Consider the following 19720-nt stretch of genomic DNA (forward strand, 5'->3'; position numbering starts at 1 on the left):
GTTGTTCTTGAGTCGTTCGGGCTTGACGAGTCGTTCGACTATGGCGAAAACTTCGGGGTAACTTCGGGCGCGTTCCTCGCTCCAGTCGTGGAAGTTGATCACCCACCTGCTCGCCGAGCAGTCCGGCCGGGAGTTGAGGTCCTCACCGTTCAGGTAGGGGAAGAGGACGTCCTTGTTGCGGGGGTCGCGCTCGATCAGACCCCGGACCTGATCGGGCGAGAGGATGAACCCCTTGCCCAGCACATACGAGCCGATAAACGCTTTGGGTCTCTCGTCTACCCAACCTTCGGGCCCACCCGATGCAAAGCCGGCTACCAGTCGCAACTGATTGCAGAGAGCAGTGCATCGATTACGCACTACTCCTCACGGACAGCTCAGGAGAAGATCAGGCCAAAGTTCGGCGCGTGGCGGTAGAAGGCAAACCTCTGGGCACAAGTAATCCCTCATGACGCTCGACAAGTTTGCTCAAGCCCAGCGGGCGGACGGATATTCGATTAACACCATCGGAGCCCGGGTGCGTTGCATCAAGGCCATCGCCCGATTCGCCGGTGTAGCCGCGAGTCGGCTCAAGGTCGAACACGTCATCGCATACTTCGCTGCACGTCCCCTGCGTCCCTGGTCGCGGAGGACATACCTGAACCACCTGCAAGCCTTCGGCAAGTGGCTCGGCGCTGATCTCACGCAAGGCATTCGCAAGCCAGCGGCGCCCAGGTCAACGCCGCATCCGCTGCCCGAGGACGAGCTCAGCCGGCTCACCGACACTGCACGTGGGGCCGCCAAGGCATGGGTTCTGCTGGGGGCCTTCTGTGGGCTCCGCGCGCATGAGACGGCGAAGCTCTCTCGGCGAGATCTCTCCGTTCTTGACGACGGCACAGCGGTACTGCGCGTGACCGGCAAGGGCGGGCGCACGGACACCGTTCCTGTGCCGCCTGTCGTCATGAAGGCCCTCGATCTGACACGCGAGGGCCGCTTCTGGGACGGAACGCGCCCCGAGTCGGTCTCCCGTACGGTCGCCTACATCGCGGCCAAGCTCGGCATCCGCATGCGATATCACCAGCTCAGACACCGATTCGGGACGATGGTCTACCGGTCTTCCGGCAGAGACCTGCTTATGACTCAACGCTTGATGCGCCACGCCTCCCCAGCAACGACAGCGGGATATGCGGCCGTCGCCGATGATCGCGTGCATGTCGTCGTGCATGCTCTTCCGGGCGCTGACCCTGATGCGCCGAAGGGGAGGAAGCGGAAGACGGCCGCAAAGAAGTGCCTGTGTGGCCAGTTGGCCGCTCAGAGCTGACCAACACCACCGAGCGGCATCGCTCTCGGGTGGCCGCCCGCCGGAGCTCCCGGCAGCGACGGGCGACCGTCGTCCCGCCCAATGGCCGACGACCAGGCGCCCCCGCCACGGGGCACCGGGCGGGGGGACCGAAGGGTCAGCTGTCGCGGCCCGCTCCGGCCGCTGCCCGTCTCTTCGTGGTGCGGTGTGCTGCGCGCAACTCCCGCGCGGTGGGGCAGTCGGCGTCCTCCGAGTGGCAGGCGGGGCAGTTGGTGGTGTGGTCGAACAGCGCGAGCCAGATCTGAGACGCGTCGCGCAGGGCTGCCGCGCATGGCGGGCAGGCGTACAGGCCGAACACCGGCCCACTTCCGGGGTCGACGTGCCGTACCAGCACCGGCGTGAGCGTCCAGCCCTGGCACCGTACGCAGGCTCCTGCCCTGGGGTCGGTCCGGCACGGGCCGCACAGTTCCCGGTAGAGCGGGCCTGACTCACGCTGGGCCAGGATGGTGTGCACCTCCTGCTCGCTGCCGCATTCACCGCACCGGCCGGACCAGGTGCGGCCCAGCGCGTCCCGGTGCTCTTCGTCGTCGTGGCCGGGCGGGAGCACGCACGGCAGTCGGTGGCGGCTGATCACCGGCCCGTCCTCCCACCCGCCGCGTCGTGCCCCGCAGGCGCCGTTCTCCCGCGCCTTCACCGGGCAGCCCCGGCCACAGGTACGGCGCCGTGAATCCGGCGGGAGTCCACATCGATGCCGTCCAGCGCCGCCCGGAGAACTGCCCGCCGCACCTCGGCGGGCAGCACATACGGGCGGATCATCCGTACTCCGTCGCCGTCCAGCGGCCCGAAGAGATCCGCCCGCTGCGGCAGCAGCGAGGCGGGCAACCCGAACGGCACATACAGCGCCCGCCGACGCGGTCCGGGAGACGGACGGCATGGCGGCACCTTCCGTGCAGCCACCGGCCGCAGCGGGCTGGCGCCGGCCCGCCGCCGCCCCGTACCCGGCCCGAGCAGTTCTTTCACCCAATCGAGGCACCAGCGAATAAGCTCTCGCATGTCGGTCTGCTCCTGTCAGATCGGCCACGCCCCGGGGGTGTCTCCAGCACCCGCCGGGGTCTGTCGCGTGGAGAGTAGCGAGCCTGTATATGGGTGTCTATCCATAGGCATAGATAGGAACGTCTATGCCCGCTTTTGCATCGGTACGTACATTCACGCTATGGAATTCGACCCGACACGGCCGAAATGGGAGCAGATCAGGGACGTGATCCGAGAGCGGATCAGCTCCGGGGAGTACCCACCCCACACGCTCATCAGCGAAGTACGACTGGAGGCCGAGTTCCGGGTTGCCCGCATGACCGTTCGAAAGGCGACAGCCGCGCTACGGGAGGAAGGCTTGATCGTCACGACGACTGGCATGGGCTCGTTCGTGGCCGAACGCCGGTCGCCGGGTTCGGGCGCCGGGTCGGCCGAAGACGAGTCATAGGCGTAACCGGGCTGTCACTCCCCCACGGGAGGTTGACTGTGGGCCTTGGGATCAGGTCGCGCGGTGGTGCCAGGTGGCCAGTACGGTCTGTACGGCCGGGGAGGCCCTGTGCTGGGCGGGGCGGTCGGCCCACTCGTGGGCGTCGTGCTCGGTCAGCTTCACCTCGGGGCCGGTGACGGTGACGGCGAAGTTGAACTGCCGGGTCTTCTTCCCGCTCCTGGACAGGTAGTCGAAGTGGCCGAGGTAGTCGGTCACCGTCGAGACCCGCAGGCCGGTCTCCTCCTCGACCTCCCGCCGAAGGGCGTCGATGAGGCTCTCGCCGGGCTCGGCTCCTCCGCTGGGCAGCTCCCACAGGCCGCCGGGGTAGTCCTCGGCGGGCCGGTGCAGCAACAGCACGCGGTCGTCCTCGCGGGTGATGACGGCGCCGACGACGGTCTTGGCGATGCCGTCGCCGTCGGCGGCCCGCTGGAGGGCTTCGAGGAGGTCGGTGTCGACGGGAACGGTCACGACATCAGCTCCTGGGCATGGTGGGCCACTTTGGTGAGGGCCGAGGTGTATGCGTCGGCGAGGGGGATGTCACGTCCGCGGTGCCAGACGGGGAGTTTAAGTGTCGTCGCGTGCATCTGTCGGGCGACGGGGACGTCCCCGGCTTGCGGGTCCTGGCGGTGAGCGTAGCCGGGGAACAGTGTCCCGGGGTTTTGGAAGAGCGGGTGAGTGTTCAGCGGGCGGGTCGAACCGGGCAGGTCCGCCTCGGTCGCTCCCTCGGCATGCAGAGCGGCGAGGAACCGCTCCAGCGGCAGGCCACCCAGCGCCTCCCCGTCGTAACGCAGGGGCAGGGCGTACCAGGACGGAGCAGCCTGCCGCGGAATGTGCGGCAGGATGATTCCGGGAACCTGCCGCAGGGCGGTGAGCATGCGCCGTGCGATGTCCCGGCGGCCGGTCAGCCGCCCTTCCAGCCGGACGAGCTGGGTTCGGGCGAGGGCCGCGGCCAACGGGTGGATGCGCAGTTTCAGGCCCATGCCGGTGACCGCATACCGGGCCAGCGGGTGGCCGGCGGGGATCTCGCGGCGGCAGCGCTTGTTGTACTGACCGTGCAGCAGCACGCGGTAATAGATCTCGCTGTCGTCGGTGGCGACGAAGCCGCCTTCACCGGCCGACAGCGGCTTGGGACCGTTGAGGCTGAAGGCGGCGGCCGTGCCGAAGGAACCGATGCGCCGGCCGTCCCATGCCGCACCCATGGCGTGGGAACCGTCTTCGAACAGCATCAGATCGTGCTGCGCGGCGAACGCCGTCAGGGCGTCCATGTCCTCCGGAATGCCCCATAGGTGGACGGCGACGATGCCCCGGGTGCGGGGCGTGATGCGGCGGGCGGCGGCGTCCAGATCGAGGTGCCCCCGTCGGTCGACATCGGCGAGGACCGGACGGGCACCGAGGTGGAACAGCGGGGTGGCGGTCGCGTGGAAGGTGAGCGCCGGGACGATGACCTCGTCGCCGGGACCGATACGCGCCGCGGCGTACAGGGAGTGCAGGGCGGCCGTGCCGGTGCAGGTGGTCACCACGTGCCGGACGCCCAGGTAGGCGGCGAGGGTGTCCTCCAGGTCGGCGATGATGCCGGAGCGGTCGGGGATGGACACCCCCGACTCCAGTTGGGCGGCCACCGCCCGGCGGTCGTGGTCGTCGATCGGCGGCCAGGTGAAGTGCGGCCCGGGGAGGGCGATGGCGGCCGGACCACCGTGGAGGGCGAGCGGGGAGCGGGTCACAGGAACTCCTTGGGGTCCATGGGGCGGCCGGTGGTGGCGGAGGCGTATGCGGCGCCGAGGAAGGCGGCGTGCGGCAGATGGGCGTCCGGTCCGGAGGGGTTGGGGCAGCGGCCGTCCAGGACACGGCAGAAGTGGTCGATCTGGGCAGTGGCGGCACGCGGCCAGGCGGGTTCCCGGGTGAGTGACTCGACCGGCCGTCCACCGGGGTCGAGCCGGCTCGCCCGGCCGCGTTCGACCACGACCGTTCCTTGCGGCCCGGTGACCCGGAGTTGCTCGGCCTTGGGACCGATCGAGCGGGAGACCAGTAGTGAGCCGTGGAGGCCGGAGTCGTAGGAGAGGTGCACCAGGGCGGTGTCCTCCGCGTCGTACGAAGCGCCGGGTGACGCCGTGGCGGAGGTGTGGGCGAGGATCCGGTCCGGCAGACCGAGGTACCAGATCACCAGGTCGACGAGGTGGTAGCCCATGTCGATCAGGCAGCCGCCGCCGGCGAGTCCGGCCTGCCCGCGCCATCCGGCCGAGGGGTCGGGGCAGCGGAAGGTGTACCGGCCTTCCAGCAGGTACGGATCTCCGACGTGCTCCAGCATCTGCCGTGCGGCCCGGTAGACGGGGTGGAAGCGGCGTTGCACGGTCACCATCAGTTCGATCCCAGTCGTGCGACAGAGCACTGCCAGATCGGCGGCCTCGGCGGGGTCGGTGGCGAACGGCTTCTCCTTCATCACGTGGACCCCTGCCTTGGCGCAGGTCTCGGTGATCCGGCGGCCGGCGTGGTGCGGCACCGCGATGATCACGAAGTCCGGCCGGACGTCGGCGAGCAGACGCTCCAGGTCGGTGTAGCCGGGGACCTGGTGGGCGGACTCCACCGGGGCGACCCGCCCGGGGTCGGTATCGCAGACGGCCACGAGTTCCGCGAGCCGGCTGGCGGCCACGCCCGGGAGATGGTCTTCCAGGGCCTGCGTACCGAGACCCACCACGGCGGCCCTTCTCAGCGTGTGCATCACTCCTCCTTCGAAGCCCTTTTCGGGGCCGGGCCGGGCAGTCCGCCGGGTGCTGGACTCGCTCCGGCCAGACCAGGTCACCGCAGGTCATGGGGAGGTGGCGAGCCTTGTCCCCGGCACCGGGAGTGATTTGCACATCGTGCAAATCGTCTCGACGCCGCGTCTCCGCGTGGCTACCGTGAGCAGGTTCTGTTTCTGTCGGCGCGGGGGCTGCGATGCGCGCACAGACACCGGAGTGGGAATCGTCCAGGGCACAGGAGTTCATCGCCGCTCGCGATGTCGGGGGCCTGATCCGGTGGGCCCGTCTCCAGCGGGGATGGCGCCAGGCCGATCTCGGAAGCGCGGCAGGCTATTCCATCTCCACTGTGTCCCGGCTGGAGACCTGTCACCGGCCGGGCGGCGATGTCGAGACGCTGCGGCGTTTCGCAGACGCGCTCTCCATCCCCGCCGAGACTCTGGGAGCCGTTCTCGGATTCACCGGGCCCCCACGCACTAGGGTGGCCACCACCACAAGCCCGGACGAGGAGGACCCGATGCGGCGACGCGCGCTGCTGCTTCGGGCCGCTGGGCTCAGCGTCACCACTCCCGTTCTGCACCGGGTCGATGAAGCCCTTGCTGTTCTCCCCGGCCCTCCGGCGGCGCCGACCACGGCCAACCTGCTCGCACACTTCCGCCGTGCCCGCACGCTGTTCGACGCCGGAGGGCACAGCCGCTTCTTCGCCGAGCTGCCCGGCCTGCTGGCCCTCGCGCACGCGCAGGCCGAGAACGCCGGCCGTGAGGCGGAGTCATACGTACGGCTGGCCGCCTGCTACGACCTCGCGACCGAGGCCCTGTCCAAGGTCGGCCACTACTCGGCCGCCCGGATCACCGCGGACCGGTCCAACACCTTCTCCGAACTGTCCGGCTCACCCCTGGCCGCGGCGTCCTCCGCCCGGGCATTCAGTATCGTTCTGCGGCACGAAGGCCGGGGTGCCACCGCCCGGCAGGTCACCCTCAACGCTGCCGCGAGAGTCGAGGCCACCGGGCTGCCCGGGCCGTCGGAAGCAGCGGTCTACGCGCAGATGCTGTGTACATGTGCCTACACCGCGGCACAGGCGGACGACCGCGACCGCGCCCTGGAGATGATCAACGATGCCGAGCGGGTCGTCGCCCGGCTGGGGCCACCTGCCGACCGGCAGCCGGCGTTCACCGTGACTGCGGCGACTGTCGCACTGTACAAGGTCGGTGTCCTGTGGTCCCTCGGTGACGCGGGCACCGCGGTGCACACCGGCAGCGCGATTGATCCCCGGCAACTGCCGACCGCGGAACGGCGCGGGCGCCTCCACACGGACATGGCGCGGGCCTGGTGGCAGTGGGGCAGGCCGGAGCAGACGGCGCATGCCCTGCTTGCCGCACACCGCGAGGCACCGGCCGAGGTCCGCGACCGGCCCACGATCCGCGGCATCGTCTCCGCCCTCGCCGCACGCCACCCCCGCACCGACGGCGTACGGGAACTGGTGGCGGCGGTGCGTGGAGTTCCGCAACGGCCATGACTTCCTGACGGAGCGGCAGGGGCAGGAGGATGTCCGGTCTCCGGTGCGGAGGGGTACGGAAGAGGTCCGGAGGAGTCGGGCAGTCAGAAAAGCGTGTCGTCGCGCTGGAAGAGGCCGCCGTCGTAGACGGGATCCGGCCCGGGCTGCCGTGGCGGGTTCTGGTGTGCCGCGCTGAAGAGGTCCCGCTCATGAGCGGTGAGGCTGTCGCGCACTCGGTCGCACAGCGCGGCGTAGCCGGCGGCCGCGGCGGAGACGTCCGACCACAGGCCGCCGCCCGCGCCTGCGCTCAGTTCATCGGCCCGTTGCCGGACATGCTCCGCGGCTGCGGCCTCGGTGGCGAGGGCGAGGAGGTGGCGCGCCCGTCCGAGGTACTCGGCGAGGCGCCGGGAGCGTTCGCCCAGTCGATGGGCCACGGGCGTGCGTTCCAGCAGGCCGAGGGCGGCGCGGGTGACGTTGTCCCGCTGGGTGGCACGCAGATATGCGGCGAAGGACTGCCAGCGCTCCCCCGGGACGGCCGGGCCGCCCTGCGTCTCGTCACCCTGTTCGGCTCCCGACTGCCGGGCCACCTGCTCCCGCCATTCGGCTCTGGCGGCTGAGAACTCGCTGCTGGTGTCCAATTCCCCTCCAGGTGAACGTGTGCGGCCACAGTCTGGCGCACGCTCGGGCGCTGCCGTTGCGGTGACGGGGAATCACTTCCCCACCACCGGAGAACTTGTGTACCGAGTACACACCTGTAATGCTGTACGGTGCGCGGCTCGCCGTAGCACGCTCCGACGGTTGACCGCGCCCTATTGTTTGTTCGCGGGTGCCGGTCGGCACCCGGGGAGGGGAACGCGCATGCCGCCTGCACAGAACGCCTCCGCGCCGGAGCCGGGTGTTCCGCACCCGCTGGAGGAGGTTCCCCAGTCCTTTCTGGCCGGGTCCTCCTACGATGTGCGGGAGGAGCTCGGCGATCTGATCTCGCGGGATCTGCTGGGCCCCTGGGCGGGCGAGAGCGAGGCGCTGCCGCCCCACAGCGCAGGACCCCGGGAGCGCTATCTCGTCGGGCTCCTCGGGCCGCGTCCGCTGCCCGCCGAGCAGCCGGTGCGGGATGCGGCCGGGCTGGCGGAGGCCGAGGTCGTCGCGGAAGGCGATGCGCGCGATCCGGGGGGTACGGAGCGCCTTACGCCCCAGGCGGCCGGCCGGTTGTGGGCGTCCTCGATGGGCCTGAGCTTCCTGGTGCCGGCCGATGTCGGCGTGCTGCGGGTCGTCGCGTCCTGGGGCCGGTACCGGCAGAGCAACAGCAAGGCCGAGGACGGCTCGACGGTGCGCGTGTGGTCGCGGGAGCCCGTGCGTCACGATGTGGACATCGCGGTCGGGACCCGGGGCACCTTCCGCACCGTTCTGGAAGGCGAGGATGACGACCCCGGCGCTCCCTGCGTCCAGCTCAGGGTGCATGTGCGGGAGCGTCCCGGCACGGTCGACGGTGCGGACAATCTGCGTTTCGTCGATGTGTCCCTGATCAATGCCCTGGAGGAGTCCCGCGAACTGCGGGACGGGCAGTGGCTGTTCCAGACGAAGCTCGAGGTGACCTCGTTCGACGGACAGGCCGGCGTCTTCCTGCCGGTCGACGACCCGCTGTCGGAGGAGCCCGGCCGGATACCCGAGAGCCCGGAGGAGCAGCATCTGCGGCTGCTGTACCGGGACGAGCTGAAGCACGCCCACGGGCGGAACGTCGCCGTGCACGCCACCCCGTTGCCGGGGAGCCGCCGCGCGCTCCGGCTGGAGACGGCCTGGCTGCCGGTGAAGAACGTACCTGCCACCGTCGCGCCGACCACCGCCCAGCAGCCCCTGCTCACCGGGCTCGAACTGAGCATGGACCGGCTCGCCGAACTCGCCGTGTGGGAGCACCGCGACGCGCTCCTCACCGCACTCCAGCCGCTGGCCGACGGGTACGACGGCTGGCTGGCACAGCAGGCGGCCAAGGCGGACTCGCTTCCCGGCCCGCTGCGGACCACCGCGCTGCGGGCGGTGGACGAGGCCCGCGACGCCTGCGCCCGGATCGCCCTCGGCATCGAACTGCTGCACGCCGACCGCGACGCCCTGCGGGCGTTCCGGTTCGCAAACCGGGCGATGGCCATGCAGCGGCGGGCCACGGCGACGGCCGCGCTGCGGGCCGGGGGCGGCGAGAGCCCGCCTCCGTATGCGGCGGCGTACGCCGAGGTCGCCGGCCGTGGTGCGGCGGGCGCGAGCTGGCGGCCCTTCCAGTTGGCGTTCGTGCTGCTGAATCTCTGCTCGCTCACCGATCCGGCCCACAAGGAGCGCCGGGCGGACAGCTCTGCCACGGTCGATCTGCTGTTCTTCCCCACCGGTGGCGGCAAGACGGAGGCATATCTGGGCTTGACGGCCTACACCTTCGCCATCCGGAGGCTGCAGAAGGCCGTCGGGGCGGGTGAAGACGCCCGGGACGGGCGCGACGGGGTGGCCGTGCTGATGCGCTACACGCTGCGGCTGCTGACCGCGCAGCAGTTCCAGCGGGCCTCCGCGCTGGTGTGCGCGGCCGAGGTGCTGCGCCGGGAGGAGGAGAGTGTCTGGGGCGGCACGCCGTTCCGGATCGGGCTGTGGGTCGGTTCCGGGGTGTCGCCGAACTGGTATGGGGATGCCGCGCAGCAGATAGCCGAGGCCACGGAATCGGCCTCGGGGCGGCATGTGAACGTGCTCCAGGTGCTGACCTGCCCGTGGTGCGGTGAGGAGCTGCGGGCGTGGCGGGATCTGGAGACGGACGACGTGCGGCGGCGCATCCTGGTGTACTGCCCGCGCGGGGAGGACGCGGAGCCGTGCCCGTTCTCCCGGATGCTCGCCCGCGGCGAGGGACTGCCGATCCTGACAGTCGACGAGGAGATCTACCGGCTGGTGCCGAGCCTGCTGATCGCGACCGTGGACAAGCTGGCGCAGCTCCCCTGGCGCGGCTATGCGGGGCTGCTGTTCGGAAGGGTGACCGCACACTGCGAGCGGCACGGTTACCGTCACGACGATCTCGACGAGGAGATCGGCTGCGGGGCCCGACACAACGCCAAGGGCCGGTACCGGGCCGTGACGAGCCGGCCGATGGTGCGGCGGCTTCGCCCGCCGGATCTCATCATCCAGGACGAGCTGCACCTGATCTCGGGGGCGCTGGGCACGACGGTGGGGCTGTTCGAGTCGGCCGTCGATCAGCTCTGCACCTGGCGGGTGCGGGACGCCCGCGGACAGCTCCGGGAGACCGGGCCGAAGATCGTCGCTTCGACGGCCACTACCCGCAATGCCCGTGCCCAGGTGCTGGGGGTGTTCGCCCGGGACCTTGCGATCTTCCCGCCGCAGGTGATCGATGTGGGTGACACCTTCTTCTCCCGGCAGGTGGAGATCAGCCGCGAGAACCCGGGACGGCGCTACTACGGGGTGTGCGCCCATGGGGTGCGGATGAAGGCCGCCGAGATCCGGGTCGCGGAAATCCTGCTGCTGGCCGGACAGCATCTGTTCGACCGTTACGGCGCCCCCGCCGATCCGTACATGACCGTGGTCGGGTACTTCAATGCGACCAAGGAACTGGCGGGTATGCGGCGGATCCTGGACGACGACGTGCCGAGCCGGCTGAGGGCCAACCGGAGCCGCAAGGACATCGCCGACCGGCTGCTGCGCGACACCGAGATGCTGAACCTCCAGGAACTGACCTCCCGGGTGTCGTCCGCGGACATCAGCGCCGCCCTGAAGCGGCTGGAGATCGGGTTCAGCCCGGAGTACGACACCACGGTGCGCAAGCGCGCGATCATCGACGAACTGCGGGACGCGGGCAGATCCCGCGAGCCGCGGGTCTTCCCCGTCCCGCTGGAGCGCAGACCGGTCGACTACGTACTGGCCACGTCGATGCTCCAGGTGGGTGTGGATGTGTCCCGGTTCGGCCTGATGGTCGTCACCGGACAGCCGAAGAACACGGCCGAGTACATCCAGGCGTCCTCCCGGGTCGGCCGTGACGCCGCGCGGCCCGGCATCGTCCTCACGCTCTACAACTGGTCACGGCCCCGGGATCTGGCCCATTTCGAGGACTTCGAGCACTACCACGCGACGTTCTACCGACAGGTCGAGGCGCTGTCGGTGACCCCGTTCACACGGCGGTCGCTCGACCGGGGCACCACCGCCGCCTACATCGCCGCCGTCCGGCACGCGTGCGACGAGTTCTCCGGCAACACGGACGCGGAGCGGGTGGTTCTGGACGACCCGCGGGTGCGGGAGGCCGAGCGGCGGCTGCTGGCGCGGGCCGAGGCGGTGGACGGGGACCGGGCCCGTGGTTATCTCGCCGAGCGCATCGACGCCCTGCGCGACGCCTGGCAGGCCAGGAAGAGCGAACAGGGCAGGCTCGGCTACCGGGGCCAGACCCGGCAGAAGCAGACGGTGCTGGGTCTGCTGCGCAACGCGGACGGCAACGGATGGGATGTGCTCACCGTTCCGCAGTCGATGCGGGAGACGGAGAACGAGATCAACATGCTGCTCCCCGGCGACACGGTGCTGACCGCCCCGGCCGGCCCGGACTGGGAGTTCGGGCCACCTGCGGAGGACGGCGACGGTGACGGCACGGAAGGGGCGGGCGGCAACGCGTCCGGTGCTCTGCCGGACACCGGCGGAGACGGCGACAACACGACCAGGGGGCAGGGGTCATGAGCGGCGGTTATTTCAGACGGGTGGGCGCGGTGCGGCCGAGCCACCTGATGTTCACCGGCGGAGTCGGCGCCCTGGTCGATCTGCCGAATTTCTCCGTCATGGTGAAGGGCCTGGACCACTGGAACTACGCGGGTGTGCCCGACCAGTTGATCGAGGAACCTCGGCTGCGGCGGGCCGTCAACCGGGCGCTGGGACGCTATGGCTCGGACCAGGTGACGGAGCTGCGCCGCGCACCGTGGATTCCGGGCACCGACACCGATCCGAAGGGCCACGCGGCACGGGTGGGGGTACCTGTGTCCCCCTTCCCGCAGTGGCTGCGCTGCACCGCGTGCAACGAACTGGCCTCGCTCGGCTCCGGCAAATGGGGCTTCGAGAACCACAACCCCCGCCGCCCCCACGAGGCGCGCTTCTTCCACGAGAACTGCCCCCGGAAGCGGAGGGGCCACAAGCCGCTCGCGGTGGCCGCGCGGTTCGCGCTCGCCTGCCTCAATGGGCACCTCGACGAGTTCCCGTACACCGAGTACGTCCACGAGGGCCGGGCCTGCCCCGACACCACCTACCCCACTCTGCGGATGCGCGATCACGGCGGCAATGTCGCGGCGAATGTCACCCTCGAATGCCTGGTGTGCAAGAAGGCCCGGCGCAACATCCGCCATGTCCTGGGTGACAAAGGCCGCGCCGGCCTGCCGCGCTGCCGGGGCCGGCATCCGCACTTCGACGGCGTCTACGAGACCTGCGACCAGCAGCCCTACCTGCTGGTCGTCGGTGCCTCCAATCAGTGGTTCCCGGTGACGCTGAGCGCACTGGCGCTGCCCGACACCGGTACCGACTCGCTGCGCAAGCTCGTCGAGGACCGCTGGCCGGACCTGGAGGACTTCGAGAACGAGGCGGAGATCGCCATGTTCGCCAGGAAGTCGAAGCATCACCGCTATCTGCGCGACTACGAACCCGGGCAGGTGTGGCAGGCGATCCGCGCCTACCGCGCCGCGCTGTCCGGTGGTGACGGTGACAAGGACGAGCAGCCGCCGGCCCGTCCCGATCTGCTGACCCCGGAGTGGCAGGTGCTGTCCGCCGCGAAGGCCCCTGATCCGACCGAGGATTTCGCCCTGGTGGACACCTCGCCGGGCGAGCCGCTGACCTCCGTCTTCGCCCAGGTGCGGCAGGTGGAGCGGCTGCGCGAGGTCCGGGCGCTGACCGGCTTCACCCGGCTCGACGCCCCCGACCCGGAGAACCCCGCCCAGGTCATGCGGGTGGATCTGGGGCGCCGCGAGCGCGGCTGGGTGCCGGCGAGCGAGGTGCGGGGCGAGGGCCTGTTCCTGCGGGTGGACGAGGTGTTGGTCGCACAGTGGGAGCAGCGGGTGGCGTCCAGCAAGGCACTTGCCGCGCACGCCGCGGCGTTCGCCCGGTTCCGCGAGCACCGCAGGTCGGAGCGGCTCAAGGGGGACTTCGACCCGATGCAGGGCTGGCCGGGTGGCCGGTACATCGCGCTGCACACGCTCTCCCATCTGCTCATCCGCACCATCGCCATGGAATGCGGCTACAACGCGGCAAGCCTGGCCGAGCGGATCTACGCCGGTGACGACGGCGAGCGTCGGACCGGCATCCTCATCTACACGGCCGTCCCGGACGCGGAAGGCACGCTGGGCGGCCTGCTGTCCCTGGCCGACCAGGACCCGGCCACCGGGGAGAACCGGCTGACCAGGATCGTGCGGACGGCGCTGCATCAGGCGGGTCGGTGTTCCTCCGATCCGCTGTGCGGCGAGCGGCTCCCACAGGCTCCGGAGGATTTCCTCCATGGTGCTGCCTGCCACGCCTGCCTGTTCGTCTCCGAGACCACATGTGAACGCGGCAACCGTTTCCTGGACCGGCGGTTCATCACCCCGCTGGCGGGCGACGCCGAACCGCTGGCGCTGATACCGCGCTTCGGGTGAGCGGATGGCAATGTGAGATGAGCCGGAAACGTTTCGAGGCAACGGTCGCCGCTGCCGCCGCCTCGCTCGGCGCCACGCGGACGAAGGCCGTGGCCACGCTGCTGAGTCAGGGCCGCTCCCCCGCGTACGTCCTGGGCAGGCTCCAGACACCGGCCGCGCTGGAGAGCGTCTCGGCGCTGCTGGCCGCCATCACGGCGGACGGTGTGCCGCTGCCGGAGGCAGCGGCGTATCTGCGGGGCTACGCCGTGGCCTGGGCCCGCCGCGGAGAGACCGCGGAGGCCCGAACGGTGTGGAGCGGGCCCGCCACGCCCGGGACACCGGTCCGCGCCACCGCACGGGTGCTGACAGAGGTGGTCCGGGCCGCCGAGCACCGTTTCGTGGCCATGACTTATTCGGCCCGCGCTTATCCTCCCCTGACCGCGTCACTGGCCGATGCGACGGCCCGGGGGGTGACGGTGGACATCGTCGTGGAGACGCTCGAAGGCGCTGCCGGGCTGCTCGCGGGGAGAGAACCGTCCGAGGCGTTCTCGGGTGTGCCCGGGCTACGGCTGTGGCACTGGCCGAGCGCCATGCGGCCTGCGCCGGGCAGCCGCATGCATGCCAAGGTTGCCGTGGCCGACGACCGGGTCCTGTTCCTGAGCAGTGCCAACCTCACGGCAGCAGGGGCGGAGCGGAATGTCGAGGCGGGGATACTGCTCAAGGGCGGCCCCATGCCGGGACGCATGGCGGACCACATACGGGAACTTCAGCGCCGGGGGGTGCTGGTCCGATGGCCGGGACCCGCCGAGGGACCGAAGCCGTGAACCACCACACCCGGGGCGGAGTCGACCAGTAGGGTGATCATCGCTTCAATCAGCCCGGCCGGGAGGGACGGGGATGGCGACGCTGGGGATGCACCGGGACTTCCTGATGGAGTTCGCAGGGCTGGAGAAGTCCGTGCAGAAGCGGGTCTTCGAGGTCTTCGAGAAATTCACGGCGGCCACGCATACCGGGCTGCACCTGGAGAAGCTGACGAATCAGCGCGATCCCCGGCTGCGTACCATCCGGATCAACGACTTCTGGCGGGGCGTGGTCCTCAAGGCCGAGACGGGCGACAGCTATCTGCTGCTGAAGGTCCTCCCCCACAACAAGGCGAACGACTGGGCAGCCAAACACCGGGCCTCGGTGAACGAGGCGACCCAGGGCATCGAAATCCGCAACGACATCGCCCTGGAGCGGGCGACGGCCGGGCTGAGAGCCCGGGCGGCCGAGGAGCCGGCACGGCTCTTCCCGGTGTCGGAGTATCCGGACAAGGTTCTGCGCGCCCTCGGCGTGGACGAGGAAATCCTGCCGATCATCCGCCTGGTCCCGGACGAGACCCATCTGGAGGCGCTGCACAAGGTGCTGCCGGAGCAGCAGTACGACGTGCTCCTCGGGCTGGCGACGGGCATGTCGCCGGAGGAGATCGACCGGGAGCTGGTCCAGGCGTACGCACGGACGGCGCCGCCGGTCACGGGCGCGGACACGGGGGCCACCGAGGGCGACGAGCTGGGGTCGGCGATGGCACGGGCGCGCGGCCGGGTGGCGCTGGTGTCGGGGACCGACGAACTGCAGGACATCCTTCAGCGGCCCTTCGACGCCTGGCGCATCTTCCTGCACCCGAGCCAGTACCGGGTGGCGTACCAGGACGGCTACGCGGGGCCGGCCCGGGTCACGGGCGGGCCGGGCACGGGCAAGACGGTGGTCGCGCTGCACCGGGCGTACCACCTGGCACGGGAGCTGCCCGCCGGCAGCCCGGACGGGTGCGTGCTGCTCACCACGTACACCAAGGACCTCGCCGCCGAGCTGGAACGCTGCCTTGCGCTGCTGGTCACGGACCCGGCCGTCCGGGCCAAGGTGCGGGTGGTCAACGTCGACGCGCTGGCCAATGAGATCGTCCGGGCGGACCGCGGTGGGGCCCCGCTGAAGCTGGTCTTCGACCAGCGGGAAATCCTGGGCCGCTGGGCGCGCATCGCGCGGCAGGTGGGGGCCGGCTTCCCGGACGTCTTCCTCGACCAGGAGTGGCGTCAGGTCGTGCTGGCGCAGGCACTGACCTCCCCGGAGGAGTATCTCAAGGCATCGCGGGCCGGGCGCGGTACGGCGCTGTCGCCACTGCGGCGCCTTCAGGTGTGGCGGGCCGTCTCCACGTTCGAGGAGCAGCTGCGCCGGTCCGGGGAGTGGACCTTCCTCCAGGTGTGCGCGGAGGCCGCCCGCATTCTGGACGGCGGCCGGCAGAGGCGCCCGTTCCGGCATGTGGTGGTGGACGAGGCGCAGGATCTGCACCCCGCGCAGTGGCGGTTTCTCCGCGCCCTGGCCGCCCCGGGCAGGGACGATCTGTTTCTTGCCGGGGACACCTTCCAGCGGATCTACGGCAACCGGGTCTCACTGCGGTCGCTCGGCATCCGGGTGACCGGGCGCTCACACCGGCTGCGCATCAATTACCGCACCACGCAGGAGATTCTGTCCTGGTCGGCAGCTCTGCTGACCGGTGAGGGCGCCGAGGACATGGACGGCGGGGCGGAGACGCTGACCGGCTACCGCTCCTCGCTGTACGGGGAGCGGCCGGAGGCAAGCGGGTACGCCACCAGGGCGGCGGAGATCGAGGCGCTCGTGCACCGGGTCCGGGAGTGGATCACGTCGGGTGTGGAGGCGGAGGACATCGGAGTGGCCGTACGGTTCCTCCAGCTCGGGCGGGACATCGCCGGCGCGCTGCAACGGGCCGGTGTGCCGGTGTGCGTACTGGGCAGCGGGCGGACCGAGCCCGGGGTGCGGATCGCCACCATGCACCGGATGAAAGGGCTGGAGTTCCGCTGCGTCGCCGTCGCCGGGGTGAACGACGGCACGGTGCCGATGACTGCCGCCCTCACCCCGGCCGAGGTGGACCCCCGGCAGCACCAGGAGGATCTGCACACCGAGCTGAGCCTGCTGTTCGTGGCATGCACCCGGGCCCGGGAGGCACTGCGCGTCTCCTGGCACGGCGCCCCGAGCCCGTTCCTGGCATCTGTCACGGACCGGCCCGCCCCGCGTCACTGACCGGCCGCCGGAGTGCGGGTCACCGGAGGCGGGCGCGGTACTCCTGGCGCAGGTCGTCCAACGGCTGCAGGCCCTCCCGGGTTCGGACCCGCCAGAAAGTCCAGCCATTGGCGGAGGAGCCCAGTGCGCGCGCCGCCCCAGAAGGTGAGTCGTACCGCTCCCCGTCGAGCACGATGTTCCCCTCCGCGTCGATCTCACCGGTGGCCTCGTAGACGCCCTGCCGGGGTACCACCGGGGTACCCGGCGCCAGCAGCCCGCTGGCCAGAAGGTCGGAGAGAGCCACCCATGCGCCGGCACCACCGCTCGCGGTGGACGTGGCGGCGGCCGGGGTACCGGGTTGCGGATACACGGGACGATAATCGCGGTCGCTCAGGGCCCGGAACGCGTCGCGGACCACGGCGGCCATCAGAGTCCGCCGCGCGGCCAGGAACTCCGCGTAGGGCATGTGCTCCCAGCCCGGCGGCAGCGCGTGCCAGTGGCGCTGCCGCTCCAGGCGGTCCCCGGCAAGGTTCCTGCGGGCCAGTTGCCGGGGCCAGTACTCGGCGGGCGGGGTGTCGGAGATCGCGATGTTGTCGCTCCACTCGACCAGGGCCATGTTGGCGATCTGGTTGATGCGGGTGTTCTCCTTGATGCCCTGCCCCTTGAGGTAGTTGCGGGGGAAGAGATGGTGCCGCTCGATGCCTTTCTTGAGCATCAGGGCGGGATCGAGCCGGCTGCGGACCTTGGCGGTGGACAGCAGGGCGTCGGCGTCCAGGATGTTGAGCGCGGCGATGTAGGCCATCAGTGCAGGTGACTTGGCGGCCGAGCTGTCCAGCTCGTTGGGCAGGGTGATCTCCCAGAAGTCCCGGCTGAGGGTGTCATCGATGATTTTGTCCAAGGTGGCGGCAAATCCGCGGCCGTCCTGTGCGGCGGAGGTGAGGCGCGTGAGGTCGTGCTCCATCCGGCTCTCGAACGATCCGGAGTAGCGGCCGGTCATGTGGGCCATGAAGAACCACCGGGCGATGACCTCGCGCAGGCGGTCGATGGGGACCCGGTGTTCGACACGGCCGATCAGCCAGAGCACATAGCTGTAGAGGACGGCGTTCTCCGCCGAGATCATCCGGGTGCCGCGGAAGCCGGCCCGTTCCAGGCACTGGAGAAATTCGTGCCAGTGGGTGAGGTCGAGGACATCCCGCTGGGCCTTCTGAAGCTTGGCGAACTGCTCTTCCCGGCGGGCGGGATCGGGCTTGCCCGTCTCCAGAGACCGGCCGCGAAGCGCTGTGTAGACATGTTTCAGCACGGCCCGCCGCAGTGCCACGGTGGTGGTGACCCGCAGCAGTTGGGAGGGGTGGGGCTGGATGAACCAGTTGAACGGGGACGGCGGACCGGCCAGGTTCGAGGGCTCGCGGGCCGCGCGGCAGAAGTCCTCCAGTTCCCGGCGCCCTTTCTCCCAGAACACCGACATCAGCGTCAGGATGAAATCCGCCTGGTTGAGTGCGACACCCTTGCTGTTGATGCGGACGAAGATCTCGGCGACTTCGTCCTCGCTCATGGAGCCGGCCAGCTCCACCACGCGGAAGGTGTAGCCCGCGAGCTCATAGACCCGGTCGAGGGCGGTGTCCAGCTGATCCCGCTCGTCGTCGTCCAACTCACGCTTCTCGCCGAGCCGGCGGAGGAAGGCACGCACGGTGCGCTTCCGGTTTTCGGGCTTCCACAGTTCGCTGATGTCGGGCAGGTACTCGGGGTCTTGTTCCACCGCGGCATCGGTGACGGCGAAGGTGGCATCGGCGGGCCGGAAGGCGAGGCGGATGCGCCCGGTCGAATAATCCTCACGCGTCACGGAGGCGCCGGTCATGACTGCGTAGAGGGAGGTGAGCCGCTGCTGTCCATCGACAATGAGGTGCCGGGCAACTTGCCGGCCGTCCCCGGTGCCGATCTGCCGAGCTCCGACATCCGCACCCGTCTCCCAGAACAGCAGATAGCCCACCGGGAAGCCCTTGTACATGGAATCGAAGAGGTCCCGGGCCTTGGCTGCCGGCCACACATAGGGCCGCTGCAAGTCAGGCAGGGCGATCTCGCCGCGTTGGATGTCCTCGACCAGCCGGGAGACGGGGTAGCTGGTGTTCTTGTAGCGCGCCTGGGCCATGTGTGTGCCGCGTCCTCTCCAGGTCCGGCCGTTGCCGTGAGCCAACTGTGGGCAATCTGACGGTTTTTCGGCAGCGTATCGTGCCAGGGCGTGCACTGACTGTCGACGGATACGCCGGGCCGGACCGGCGAAAGGGCCGACGTGGGGGCGGTGACACGCCCGGCTCAGCATGGCAGGTGGCTCCCCTGCCTCGGGGAGTGACCAGGCACCTCGCCCCACCCAGTGCATTGACAGGAGCATGCCACGCCGATAAGTTTTCAGTACGTGGAGTGTTATCGCTAACAAATGGCGTTTGCACTGAATCTGTTGATCTCTTCATAGTTGTCCGCTATGAAGCGGAACGCCCGGGAAGTGAATTCATCCGTCCGAGGGGCGGGCGTGGACGACGCCCGCCCGCACGGGAGCCGTCATGACTCTGCACACCCTTCGCATCCCCCGGGGAGCGCTGGCCGCATTACTGGCCGGTGCCCTGGCCGCGGTACTGCTCGTCGCCCTGCCCGCGCCGCGGGCGGCGGCCGCCACCATCGACACCGGCGCCTGGTATGTGCTGGTCAACCGGCACAGCGGCAAGGCGCTGGACGTCTACGACCTGGCCACCGAGGACGGCGCACCGATCGTGCAGTGGGCGCGCAACGACGGCGCCTGGCAGCAGTGGCAGTTCGTGGACTCCGGCGGCGGCTGGTACCGGCTGAAGTCCCGGCACAGCGGCAAGGTGCTGGACCTCCGCGACTTCTCCACCGCCGACGGCGCCGAGGTCATCCAGTGGACCGACCACAACGGCACCAACCAGCAGTTCCGCATCGAGGACACCGACGCCGGCCATATCCAGCTGATCAACCGCAACAGCGGCAAGGCGCTGGAGGTCTGGGAGTGGTCCACCGACGACGGGGCCCGGG

The 19720-nt window shown here is 70.1% G+C and carries 16 protein-coding genes and 1 pseudogene; 9 read left to right on the forward strand and 8 right to left on the reverse strand.

The annotated features are described in order from the left end of the window. On the reverse strand, positions 1 to 243 hold a 243-nt coding region (locus BM242_RS27045), incomplete at its 3' end, for a hypothetical protein (protein WP_245834562.1). Between the two features lie 202 nt (positions 244 to 445). On the opposite strand from BM242_RS27045, the gene BM242_RS27050 reads away from it, so the two are divergent. After that, positions 446 to 1297 carry a tyrosine-type recombinase/integrase gene (locus tag BM242_RS27050; protein ID WP_093841583.1) on the forward strand — a complete coding sequence of 284 codons (852 nt, stop codon included), beginning with the start codon at positions 446 to 448 and terminating at the stop codon, positions 1295 to 1297. Between the two features lie 136 nt (positions 1298 to 1433). Here BM242_RS27050 and BM242_RS27055 read toward each other — a convergent pair whose 3' ends face one another. Continuing rightward, a complete protein-coding gene (locus BM242_RS27055) occupies positions 1434 to 1910 on the reverse strand; it encodes a hypothetical protein (RefSeq protein WP_139238468.1) in 477 nt (158 codons plus the stop codon). A 56-nt stretch (positions 1911 to 1966) separates the two neighbouring features. Then, the gene (locus tag BM242_RS27060) at positions 1967 to 2170 is read right to left on the reverse strand and encodes a hypothetical protein (protein WP_093841585.1); all 204 of its coding nucleotides are present in this window, start codon (positions 2168 to 2170) and stop codon (positions 1967 to 1969) included. A 319-nt stretch (positions 2171 to 2489) separates the two neighbouring features. Between BM242_RS27060 and BM242_RS27065 the strand changes: the two genes are divergently transcribed. Next, positions 2490 to 2756, forward strand: coding sequence for a GntR family transcriptional regulator (locus BM242_RS27065; protein WP_093841586.1), 267 nt, complete (start codon positions 2490 to 2492; stop codon positions 2754 to 2756). A gap of 51 nt (positions 2757 to 2807) precedes the next feature. Here BM242_RS27065 and BM242_RS27070 read toward each other — a convergent pair whose 3' ends face one another. From BM242_RS27070 to BM242_RS29915, 3 genes are read right to left on the reverse strand one after another with little or no spacing between them, the layout of a single operon-like run. After that, complete coding sequence (locus BM242_RS27070) at positions 2808 to 3263, reverse strand: NUDIX hydrolase (protein WP_093841587.1); 456 nt, start codon at positions 3261 to 3263, stop codon at positions 2808 to 2810. Next, entirely contained in the window at positions 3260 to 4516 is a 1257-nt protein-coding gene (locus tag BM242_RS27075; RefSeq protein ID WP_093841588.1) for a DegT/DnrJ/EryC1/StrS family aminotransferase, read from the reverse strand. The genes BM242_RS27070 and BM242_RS27075 overlap by 4 nt, the downstream gene beginning before the upstream one ends. Next, on the reverse strand, positions 4513 to 5511 hold the full coding sequence (locus tag BM242_RS29915) for a Gfo/Idh/MocA family protein (RefSeq protein WP_093841589.1): 999 nt from the start codon (positions 5509 to 5511) through the stop codon (positions 4513 to 4515). Before BM242_RS29915 ends, BM242_RS27075 begins: the two co-directional genes overlap by 4 nt. Positions 5512 to 5726: 215 nt before the next feature. Between BM242_RS29915 and BM242_RS31075 the strand changes: the two are divergent. Both BM242_RS31075 and BM242_RS27085 read left to right on the forward strand, forming a co-directional pair. Continuing rightward, positions 5727 to 5951, forward strand: a pseudogene (locus tag BM242_RS31075) (helix-turn-helix domain-containing protein); the annotation flags it as partial. A gap of 57 nt (positions 5952 to 6008) precedes the next feature. Next, positions 6009 to 7043 (forward strand): transcriptional regulator, encoded by a 1035-nt coding sequence (locus BM242_RS27085; RefSeq protein ID WP_342747012.1) that lies wholly within the window; start codon positions 6009 to 6011, stop codon positions 7041 to 7043. A gap of 83 nt (positions 7044 to 7126) precedes the next feature. Here the strand turns inward: BM242_RS27085 and BM242_RS27090 are convergent, their stop codons facing one another. Next, positions 7127 to 7660, reverse strand: a complete 534-nt coding sequence (locus tag BM242_RS27090; protein ID WP_093841591.1) for a hypothetical protein — start codon at positions 7658 to 7660, stop codon at positions 7127 to 7129. Positions 7661 to 7880: 220 nt separating this feature from the next. Between BM242_RS27090 and drmA the strand changes: the two genes are divergently transcribed. From drmA to BM242_RS27110, 4 genes are all read left to right on the forward strand, one after another. Next, positions 7881 to 11717, forward strand: coding sequence for a DISARM system helicase DrmA (gene drmA, locus BM242_RS27095; protein ID WP_093841592.1), 3837 nt, complete (start codon positions 7881 to 7883; stop codon positions 11715 to 11717). Continuing rightward, on the forward strand, positions 11714 to 13648 hold the full coding sequence (gene drmB, locus BM242_RS27100) for a DUF1998 domain-containing protein (RefSeq protein WP_093841593.1): 1935 nt from the start codon (positions 11714 to 11716) through the stop codon (positions 13646 to 13648). The genes drmA and drmB overlap by 4 nt, the downstream gene beginning before the upstream one ends. Before the next feature lie 17 nt (positions 13649 to 13665). After that, positions 13666 to 14451, forward strand: a complete 786-nt coding sequence (gene drmC / locus BM242_RS27105) for a DISARM system phospholipase D-like protein DrmC (RefSeq protein WP_093841594.1) — start codon at positions 13666 to 13668, stop codon at positions 14449 to 14451. Between the two features lie 73 nt (positions 14452 to 14524). Continuing rightward, positions 14525 to 16699 (forward strand): UvrD-helicase domain-containing protein, encoded by a 2175-nt coding sequence (locus tag BM242_RS27110; protein WP_093841595.1) that lies wholly within the window; start codon positions 14525 to 14527, stop codon positions 16697 to 16699. Positions 16700 to 16718: 19 nt separating this feature from the next. Here the strand turns inward: BM242_RS27110 and BM242_RS27115 are convergent, their stop codons facing one another. Continuing rightward, positions 16719 to 18824, reverse strand: a complete 2106-nt coding sequence (locus BM242_RS27115) for a GmrSD restriction endonuclease domain-containing protein (RefSeq protein WP_093841596.1) — start codon at positions 18822 to 18824, stop codon at positions 16719 to 16721. A 409-nt stretch (positions 18825 to 19233) separates the two neighbouring features. On the opposite strand from BM242_RS27115, the gene BM242_RS27120 reads away from it, so the two are divergent. Next, the coding region (locus BM242_RS27120) for an RICIN domain-containing protein (protein ID WP_139238469.1) at positions 19234 to 19720 on the forward strand (487 nt) is incomplete at its 3' end.

This window comes from Streptomyces aidingensis (assembly GCF_900112355.1).
Classification (GTDB): domain Bacteria; phylum Actinomycetota; class Actinomycetes; order Streptomycetales; family Streptomycetaceae; genus Streptomyces; species Streptomyces aidingensis.

Bases quoted from the DNA above. Each gene is read 5' to 3' on its own strand.
- drmB (WP_093841593.1), top strand. From the start codon at position 11,714: ATGAGCGGCGGTTATTTCAGACGGGTGGGCGCGGTGCGGCCGAGCCAC.
- drmA (WP_093841592.1), top strand. From the start codon at position 7,881: ATGCCGCCTGCACAGAACGCCTCCGCGCCGGAGCCGGGTGTTCCGCAC.
- drmC (WP_093841594.1), top strand. From the start codon at position 13,666: ATGAGCCGGAAACGTTTCGAGGCAACGGTCGCCGCTGCCGCCGCCTCG.
- BM242_RS27115 (WP_093841596.1), bottom strand. From the start codon at position 18,824: ATGGCCCAGGCGCGCTACAAGAACACCAGCTACCCCGTCTCCCGGCTG.
- BM242_RS27050 (WP_093841583.1), top strand. From the start codon at position 446: ATGACGCTCGACAAGTTTGCTCAAGCCCAGCGGGCGGACGGATATTCG.
- BM242_RS27065 (WP_093841586.1), top strand. From the start codon at position 2,490: ATGGAATTCGACCCGACACGGCCGAAATGGGAGCAGATCAGGGACGTG.
- BM242_RS27110 (WP_093841595.1), top strand. From the start codon at position 14,525: ATGGCGACGCTGGGGATGCACCGGGACTTCCTGATGGAGTTCGCAGGG.
- BM242_RS29915 (WP_093841589.1), bottom strand. From the start codon at position 5,511: ATGCACACGCTGAGAAGGGCCGCCGTGGTGGGTCTCGGTACGCAGGCC.